This is a genomic window from Virgibacillus byunsanensis (assembly GCF_042675965.1).
In the GTDB taxonomy this organism is placed as follows: domain Bacteria; phylum Bacillota; class Bacilli; order Bacillales; family Amphibacillaceae; genus Virgibacillus_R; species Virgibacillus_R byunsanensis.
Genome location: NZ_JBHTKJ010000075.1, coordinates 1 through 8,497 on the forward strand (window position 1 = coordinate 1; position 8,497 = coordinate 8,497).

The 8,497-nt window shown below is 39.8% G+C and carries 7 protein-coding genes; all 7 read left to right on the top strand.

The window, feature by feature from the left end; genetic code table 11:
* Nucleotides 1-154 precede the first annotated feature (154 nt).
* Nucleotides 155-1,141 carry a LacI family DNA-binding transcriptional regulator gene (locus ACFQ3N_RS20000; RefSeq protein WP_390364936.1) on the top strand — a complete coding sequence of 329 codons (987 nt, stop codon included), beginning with the start codon at nt 155-157 and terminating at the stop codon, nt 1,139-1,141.
* A 36-nt stretch (nt 1,142-1,177) separates the two neighbouring features.
* Nucleotides 1,178-2,188, top strand: a complete 1,011-nt coding sequence (locus ACFQ3N_RS20005) for a Gfo/Idh/MocA family protein (RefSeq protein ID WP_390364938.1) — start codon at nt 1,178-1,180, stop codon at nt 2,186-2,188.
* 138 nt (nt 2,189-2,326) lie between these two features.
* Nucleotides 2,327-3,133 (top strand): sugar phosphate isomerase/epimerase family protein, encoded by an 807-nt coding sequence (locus ACFQ3N_RS20010; protein WP_390364940.1) that lies wholly within the window; start codon nt 2,327-2,329, stop codon nt 3,131-3,133.
* Between the two features lie 19 nt (nt 3,134-3,152).
* On the top strand, nt 3,153-4,142 hold the full coding sequence (locus ACFQ3N_RS20015) for a Gfo/Idh/MocA family protein (RefSeq protein ID WP_390364942.1): 990 nt from the start codon (nt 3,153-3,155) through the stop codon (nt 4,140-4,142).
* A 132-nt stretch (nt 4,143-4,274) separates the two neighbouring features.
* Nucleotides 4,275-5,258, top strand: coding sequence for an ABC transporter substrate-binding protein (locus ACFQ3N_RS20020; protein WP_390364944.1), 984 nt, complete (start codon nt 4,275-4,277; stop codon nt 5,256-5,258).
* A gap of 126 nt (nt 5,259-5,384) precedes the next feature.
* On the top strand, nt 5,385-6,914 hold the full coding sequence (locus ACFQ3N_RS20025) for a sugar ABC transporter ATP-binding protein (protein WP_390364946.1): 1,530 nt from the start codon (nt 5,385-5,387) through the stop codon (nt 6,912-6,914).
* Nucleotides 6,904-7,965, top strand: coding sequence for an ABC transporter permease (locus ACFQ3N_RS20030; protein WP_390364948.1), 1,062 nt, complete (start codon nt 6,904-6,906; stop codon nt 7,963-7,965). The genes ACFQ3N_RS20025 and ACFQ3N_RS20030 overlap by 11 nt, the downstream gene beginning before the upstream one ends.
* The last annotated feature ends 532 nt before the right edge of the window (nt 7,966-8,497 follow it).

The window sequence follows — 8,497 nt, forward strand, 5'->3', positions numbered from 1 at the left end:
AGCGTACAAAAATAGAGTGCCAGATATACTGGTGTTATAAGGGTACCGAGAAAAACTTGACACAAACTTAACTGTTAATTTTGTTGACAAAGCCCTTTATAAAACTTAAACTATAAATGTAATCGATTACATATTATTGAAAGAAGGAATCATCATGGCAAATATTCAACAGATCGCTAAGGAAGCAGGTGTATCCGTTGCAACGGTTTCTAGAGTATTGAATCATGCTACCTCTGTAACTCCTGAGACAAGGAGTAAGGTTGAAATTGCGATCAAAGAGCTAGATTATCAACCTAGTATGCTAGGGCGAAATCTGCGAAACTCAGAAAGTCGTTTGATGCTCGTTCTACTGCCTAGCATTTCCAATCCCTTTTACACCGAAATTATCAACGGAATCCAAAACACGGCGATTGCTCATAACTATAATATTCTTCTTTGCGAGACAGACTCCAAACCAGAACGAGAAAATATTTACTTTAATATGGTCAAGAACAAGCTAGCAGACGGTATTATTTCGATGGATCCAACCGTCAACATGAAATGGCTGAACGAGTTAGCAGAAAATCACCCCGTTATTCTCTGTAGTGAGTATGAGGAGGGGGGAAGCATTCCGTACGTCACCATTAATAGTGAACTAGCGGCCTATCAAGCAGTTAAGCATCTCATTAAACTAGGAAACGAAAAAATAGCACTCATTAATTCCGACGAAAAGTTCCTTTATGCAAGACTTCGCCGGGCTGGGTATGAGCGAGCGTTAAAAGAATTTAATCTTCCTATCTATGATGAATGGATTTATCATACAAAGGAATTGGAATTTGAGAATGGTGTTCAGGCTATGAGAATACTGCTTCAGCTAGAAGAGAAGCCATCAGCGGTGTTTGCCGTTTCGGACACGTTAGCAATAGGTGCCTTAAAAGCCTTAAATGGTGGATTTGAAGCTCCAAGTGATATTGCGATTGTGGGCTTTGATAATATAAGCTTTTCAAGTATGACAAACCCTACCCTTACGACGATCTCGCAGCCGATGTACAAAATGGGGTGTCTAGCAGCTGACATGCTAATGAGTAGTATGAAAGGGGAAAAGGTGGAAAGCATTGTGTTAGACCATGAACTGATTATCCGTGAATCGACAATGGGGTAGGAACAAACCATTTTTATTAGCAGGGAGGTTATGCTTGTGGGATTTAATATAGGTATTATCGGGTGTGGATCGATTGCTAGATTCCGTCATGCACCTGAGTATCACGACAATCCATATGTCGAGGAAATCATCTTCTATGATCGTAATATTGAAAGGTCACAACAATTAGCTGAAGAATTTGGCGGGCGAGTAGCCAAAAAACTGGAAGATCTATTGTCTGATCCAACCATTGTTGCAATTAGTGATTGTTCCTCTAATGAAGCCCATCATGTCCATACATCTAAAGCGTTATTAAGTGGTAAGCACGTTTTATGTGAAAAACCGTTAGCGATTAGTGTGAAGCAGGCAGAGGAAATTTCCGAGGCAGAACGTAAATCAGGTAAAAAATTAATGGTTGACCATAATCAACGATTTACAAAAACTCACCAAAAAGCAAAGGAAATTTTAGAAAAGAAAGAGTTAGGCGAAGTGCTTACCTTTAAGACAACATTCGGTCACCAGGGGCCAGAAAGCTGGGGAGTTACGAAATCGAATGCGACTTGGTTTTTTAAAAAGGAACGCTCTCACTCTGGTGTTGCCGGTGATTTAGGTATTCATAAAATTGATTTAATCCATTACTTATTGGATGACGAAATCGAGGATGTGCATGCATTTCATGGAGCGCTTGATAAGGTAGATGAACACGGACAACCGATTGAGGTTTGTGACAACGTCGTTTGTGCATTAAAAACGAAAAAAGGCAGGTTAGGGACAGCGTCTTTTTCCTGGACCTATTACGGGGCAGAGGATAACGCTACGACCATCTATTGTCAAAAAGGCGTTATTAAAATCTATCATCACCCAGATGCACAGCTCATCATAGAAATGGGCGATGGATCTGTGATCAAATACGAGATAGAGCAAATCCAAACGAATGACAATCAAACAAGTACAGGTGTTATCGATGCGTTTATTGATTGCATTGTCAACAATGAGGAGCCTCCTGTAACAAGTGGTGAGGCGATAGCTTCTTTAAAAGTAGTCGAAAAAATACTTGGATCTAATTAACCGGGAATGAAGTTATATAAATTTTCAAAATAATTTGACTTAACTTATATTTCCTTTTAATACTGTAACGGATTACATTCATATAGTGAGGAGACGTTTTTTCAAGTCTCTAACACAATTTTTATAAGGAGGGTTGGCATGTTTAATCAGTTTGCGATCAACTCGAATACCTATCATGGTTATTCGCTCGAAGAAGCTATAAAAGGAGCTAGTGAGGCTGGATTCACTCAGATCGAGCTAGCTGCCGTGAAGGATCATACGGCACATGTTTTACCAGATATGTCAGATGATGAGCTCCAACAGATTAAAGAATTACTTAACGAATACGGAATGACAGTGGTTGGAATTGGTGCACACAGTAATGTCATGACGGAAGCTGGAATCGCTAACTTGATCAAAAGCATAGACTTAGCTGCCTATTTTGATTGCCCGTATGTTATTTCTGCAACAGGGGATGCGCATAACGATGCAGATGTTATTGAGGATGACTTGGTGTTAGCGAAGAATTTAGAGCCTGTCCTAAAAAAATGTGAGGACACGGGTAAAATGCTTACATTGGAGACACATGGTAATAATTTCGCAACAGGTGTTTCGTTAAAAAAACTAGCCGAATCACTAAATAACCGAGTCAAGATTAATTACGATACAGGTAATGTAATCCTTTACGGGGATGTTTTACCGTATGAGGATTTAGAGACTAGCGTTAATGAGGTAGAATTTATCCACTTAAAGGATAAACTCGGAGCTAATCCGGAATGGAATTTTCCAGCGATTGGTGATGGGAATCTTGATTTCAACCGTATTTTTACCATCCTAGAAAAAGGGCATTACACGGGTCCGATTAGTGTAGAAATTGAATTTACACCGGATGGCCCTGAAAATCTTGCAGAAGTAAACGAATCTGTGAAAAGATCCATTAACTATCTTAAGAGCTTACTAGGTTGAGAGAGTTGGAGGGACGATCATGAAAAAAGTGGGATTAGTTGGATTAGGTTTTATTGGAAAAACGCATTTGGAAGCATATCGTCATATTCCAGGCGCCGTCGTTACAAGCATTTGTACGAGAAGTAGTAATGATGAATTAACAACTCCATTCGACGGGACTTTCGTTTCGGATTATGATGAGCTGTTACGTCGTGATGATATTGATATGGTGGATATTTGTGTACCGACCTTTTTACATGAGGAATATATAACGAAGGCTGCCAGAGCAGGAAAGCATATCATTTGTGAAAAGCCGTTGACGTTAACAGAAGAAGCTGCTAAACGAATCTATCATGAGGTGGAGAAATACGGTGTGCGGTTGTTTGTTGGACATTTGCTCCGGTTTTGGCCAGAATACCAAACGTTTAAAGCATACAGTGAAACGGACAAATTGAAAGATATAGAGATGGTTCATGCTGGAAGGCTAGGACAGGTCCCCGCGTGGAGTGAGTGGTTCCAGCATCCGGAAAAAAGCGGGGGAGCGCTATTTGATCTCCATATTCACGATATAGATTTCGTCTATTATTTGCTGGGTGAGGTGGAATCTGTTTATGCAGTAGGACATCAAAATCAATACGGAGCATGGGACCAGATTATGACCACGCTTACCTTTAAAAACAAGGCAAAAGCGTTTGTCGAGGCATCTCAACGAATGCCAATGAATTATCCATTCACGATGTCACTTCGAGCACAGACTAGCGAGAATGCACTGGATTTTCAGTTGAAGGCAGGAAAAAACATTGAGCGCATCGATGATCGTCATCTTCATTTTTACGAAGGGGATCAGATGTCCGTTGTAGAAGTAGAGCAAGCGGATGCTTTCCACAATGAATTAGCTTATTTTATCGAATGCATGGAAAAGGATCAAGAGAACCTTGTTGTTCCATTAGATGACGTTTTATACATAATCAAACTACTACAAGTCATTGAAAAATCGTTAAAAACAGGGCATGAAATAAAGGTTCTGTAATAGGGTATGGCAGATTTATTTTAGAACAAATGAAAGCGTTTTTATTGGTTGATTAAAAGGTTTTTACTATTGGTTTCACAATCTATTCTTAATAGATTTTAAGCTTTTTATAAAAATAAGGGGGTTTTACTGTTGAAAAAGTTAATAAGACTGTTTGTTTTACTTGTATTGGTCATGGTACCAGTGGTGTTGACGGCATGTGGTTCAGATGATGCTTCAGGTGATAGTGATAGTGATGGAGATTCTGGTGATACGCATAAAATAGGTGTTCTAGCACCAGCTGTGACACATGGTTGGGTTGCTGCGGTTGCCTATCATGCAGAAACGCGTGCAGAAGAATTGAAGGAGTCTGGTGATATTGATTACCAAATTCATACAAGCAGTGATGCTTCTGAAATGACTGCACAGCTAGATGACTTAATCACGTGGGGAGCCGATGCAATTGTTGCATTCCCACAATGGGAAGGAATGGAAGTTCCCATTCAACGAGCGTTGGATGAAGGAATTGAAGTTGTAAACTTTGATATCGCGATTGATGTAGATGGCGTGTACCGAGTAGCTGGTGACAACTATGATATGGGTGTCCAAGGAGCCAACTATGTAGTCGATAAGATTGGAACAGAAGGTGAAGTGGTTATTCTGGAAGTACCTTCAGCTGGTTCTGTTTCTGAATTAAGAAATGCTGGATTTGTTGAAACACTTGAAGAAATTGCACCAGACCTGAGCCTTAACACGTATGCGACAAAATTTACTAGAGAAGATGGACTGACCGATTTTGCTGATATTTTAACAAGCATGGATCAAATTGATGCCGTGTACTCCATGGATGATGAAACATCAATTGGTGTTTTGCAGGCCATTAATGAAGCAGGAAGAGATGATATTCAAGTTGTAACTGGTGGCGGCGGTATGCAGGAGTACTTCGAAATGATGCCAGAAAATGAAGATATCTGGATCCAATCTGCATTATACAGCCCAGCAATGGTAAAAGATGCCGTTGATATTGCCGTTGACCTACTAAATGGCGATGACGTTGAAGAAGAAACAATCATTCCAACAACTGTAGTAGACCGCGACAATTACGAAGAATTCCTTGACGACGGATCTCCGTACTAAGCTGACCGAAGGCGTGGAGACAGGTGCCATCTTCGGAAATAAACAAATTTGAATAGCGAGAGGTTATGGCTTAGCTGTAGCCTCTTCCTACATAAGTTTTCTAACTAAAATCATAGGTGTGATGGCATGAAAATTGAGATGAAAAATATACGAAAGTCTTTTGGGACGAATAACGTTCTCAAGGATGTGTCTTTTTCCATTCAAGGCGGTGAACTCTGCGCATTACTTGGTGAAAATGGAGCAGGTAAATCCACGTTAATGAATATCTTAGGTGGGGTTTATCAAATGGATTCGGGTTCCATTTTAGTGGACGAAAAAGAAGTTAACTTCGCTACACCTGCTGAGTCACTTGAAACGGGAATCGCTTTTATCCATCAGGAACTGAACTTAATTAATGATCTACCTATCTATGAAAATATGTTTCTAGGTAGAGAAATAAAAACGAAACGAGGAAGTCTGGATCTAAAGCGAATGTATGATGAAACAGCAGAAATGTTTGACCGAATGAATGTAGATTTGGATCCTGCAAAGGTGGTTCGTGACCTGGATTCATCCTATAAACAAATTGTAGAAATATGCCGTGCGATGATGACGAATGCATCGGTTATCATTATGGATGAGCCTACCACATCTTTAACCGATTCCGAAATTGAACGGGTCTTTAACATGATGGAAACGATGAAGGAGCACAACGTTGGGATCATTTTTATCTCTCATAAATTAAATGAGGTTATGCAGGTTTGTAATCAATACCTTGTACTTCGGGATGGGAATCTGGTAGCAGAAGGGAATGTGAGCGACGTAACGACCAAAGAGTTGGCCAGTTACATGGTCGGCTATGACGTTAGAACAGAGTCATTACGTAGAGAGAAAGAAACGGATGCAGAAGAGGGCGAAGAAGTATTAAGAGTGGATGGACTGACAGATCAACATTCATTCAGAGATATTAACTTTTCCGTTAGAGCTGGTGAAATTGTTGGTGTGACTGGTCTGCTTGGGGATGGTCGGAGCGAACTTTTTCAAGCAATCTTTGGTGCGGAGAACATTTTATCCGGCAAGGTTCATCTAAACGGCAAAGAAGTAAAAATCAATAGTACATACCAAGCCATCAAAAAAGGTATTGCGTACCTTCCCCGGAACCGTAAAGAGAATGGAATTATTAAGGATATGGATATCATTGAAAATGCCTCGATTGTCACATGGCCCTTGTTCTCCAAACGCGGGGTAATTAACACAAATAAGCATTGGCAGACTTTTAGGGAACAGCGAAGTACATTAAGGCTAAAGATGGGAGAATTGACCGATAGTATTACTAGCCTTTCGGGTGGAAACCAACAAAAAGTGGTCCTGTCGAAATGGTTAGCATCGAACCCAAGAATACTCATTTTAGATAACCCTACACAAGGTGTGGATGTAGGTGCGAAGGAAGATATTTACGATATTATTTTAAAACTTGCCGAAGAGAATATTGCCATTATTGTTTTATCCAGTGAAGCGCAAGAAGTCATCCGTGTTTGTGATCGAGCGCTTGTCATGTATCACGGTGTTATTCAGGGTGAGGTTCGTAATGAGATGATGAACGAGCATACGATTATGAGTCTAGCAACTGGTGGGGAGCTTGACTTAGAAAGGAGTGAGACCAATTATGAAACCTGAGTTGGAGAACATACCTCCCGTCAAGAAGAAGAGAACGTTTCTGGAATGGTTTAAAAATAGATGGTCCAATGACCCACTGTTTAGTATTTTAATTGCCCTTATTATTATGGTTATGTTGCAAACCTTAACATTAGGGTTTGATTATGATTCCGTTGGAGAATGGTTCCAGTCCTGGACAAACAACTGGATTAATATTCTACGTAACAACGCGGGGGTTGGGATTGTCGCATTAGGAATGACCTTTGTCATTATGACAGGAGGAATTGACTTAGCTGTCGGTTCCACATTAGTTATTACGGGTGCCTTTTCCATGTACATGCTTGACACCGGAACTTCAGGAATATTTGGTGCCATTGGTGTTACAGGGGTTCCTGCGATCATTCTTACCGTTATTCTCACAATGGGATTTGGTTATTTATTAGGTGCTCTTATCGGGGTAACTGTCACAAAGGGGATGGTTCCGCCATTTATCGCAACATTAGGAGCGATGATGATCTTCAGAAGTGTTACCCAGCATTTTGCGCAAGGGTATAATACAACGGTACCAGTGGAATTTTTACAAATATCAAGCATGAAATTCGGTAATTTTATGATTATGCCGATCATTTATTGGGCGATCATTGCAGCTATTCTATATTATGTATCCAAGCGAACCACCTTTGGAAGACAAATTATCGCGGTTGGATCGAATGAAAGAGCCGCAAAGCTGTCTGGTGTTAATGTCAATAAAGTGAAGCTTCGTGTGTATGCATTAATGGGACTTCTTGTTTCTATTGCTGCAATTATCCAGGTATCTCGTATCGGGTCCATGGACTTCTCCAACGCCGGTAGAGGAATGGAAATGGATGCCATCGCAGCAGCCGTTGTCGGTGGAACCAATATGTTAGGTGGACGAGGGTTTATCCTCGGTACCGTATACGGCATGCTCATCATTGCCGTTATGAATAATCTATTAAACTTGTTTGGCGTACCACCGTTTTTGAGAGAAGCATTTAAGGGGATTATTGTAATTGTAGCGGTGTTGCTGCAAAGGAAGGAAAAGAGTTCTTAATGTAATGGAAAAATATAAAGCACTGCCTAGCTATTGCTAACGGGTTCACTTCAGAAGTGCAAACATTAGAAAACTTGGCAATCTTAGAATCCCTTATGCTCTGGAGTGCAAGCCTTAATGGCGAAAGTCTTAGTTGAACTAATCTACCAATATAAAACACACGGTATTTCAATAGCGAAATACCGTGTGTTTTTTAATATATGTGATTTATGGTGTGAATTGTAATTTTCAGTAAATTCATATAAGGAAATATGGGTATTTATGTTAAGATAATTACAAATATTGTGAACGACGTAGCAGGTTAGTTAAATATAGAGGAGTGATGTATTGGTAAGTATAGTTGTCGGATTTGCGGGGTAATCATATACATTTTAATGTTTGTATTATTTATAATTGGACTTTGGATTAGTAAAATCCATTCTTTTAAGCATGGTGTATATTTTTTTCTTCTATTAATAATTCATGAACCTGAATTATTCATACTTCCAAGTTAAGGCATAAACTGAAATTAAAGCTAAGCACTTTTTGCTTT

What these genes read in the sequence shown, in the direction of transcription:
- ACFQ3N_RS20000 (WP_390364936.1), top strand. Translation starts at nt 155, where the DNA reads ATGGCAAATATTCAACAGATCGCTAAGGAAGCAGGTGTATCCGTTGCA.
- ACFQ3N_RS20030 (WP_390364948.1), top strand. Translation starts at nt 6,904, where the DNA reads ATGAAACCTGAGTTGGAGAACATACCTCCCGTCAAGAAGAAGAGAACG.
- ACFQ3N_RS20010 (WP_390364940.1), top strand. Translation starts at nt 2,327, where the DNA reads ATGTTTAATCAGTTTGCGATCAACTCGAATACCTATCATGGTTATTCG.
- ACFQ3N_RS20015 (WP_390364942.1), top strand. Translation starts at nt 3,153, where the DNA reads ATGAAAAAAGTGGGATTAGTTGGATTAGGTTTTATTGGAAAAACGCAT.
- ACFQ3N_RS20025 (WP_390364946.1), top strand. Translation starts at nt 5,385, where the DNA reads ATGAAAATTGAGATGAAAAATATACGAAAGTCTTTTGGGACGAATAAC.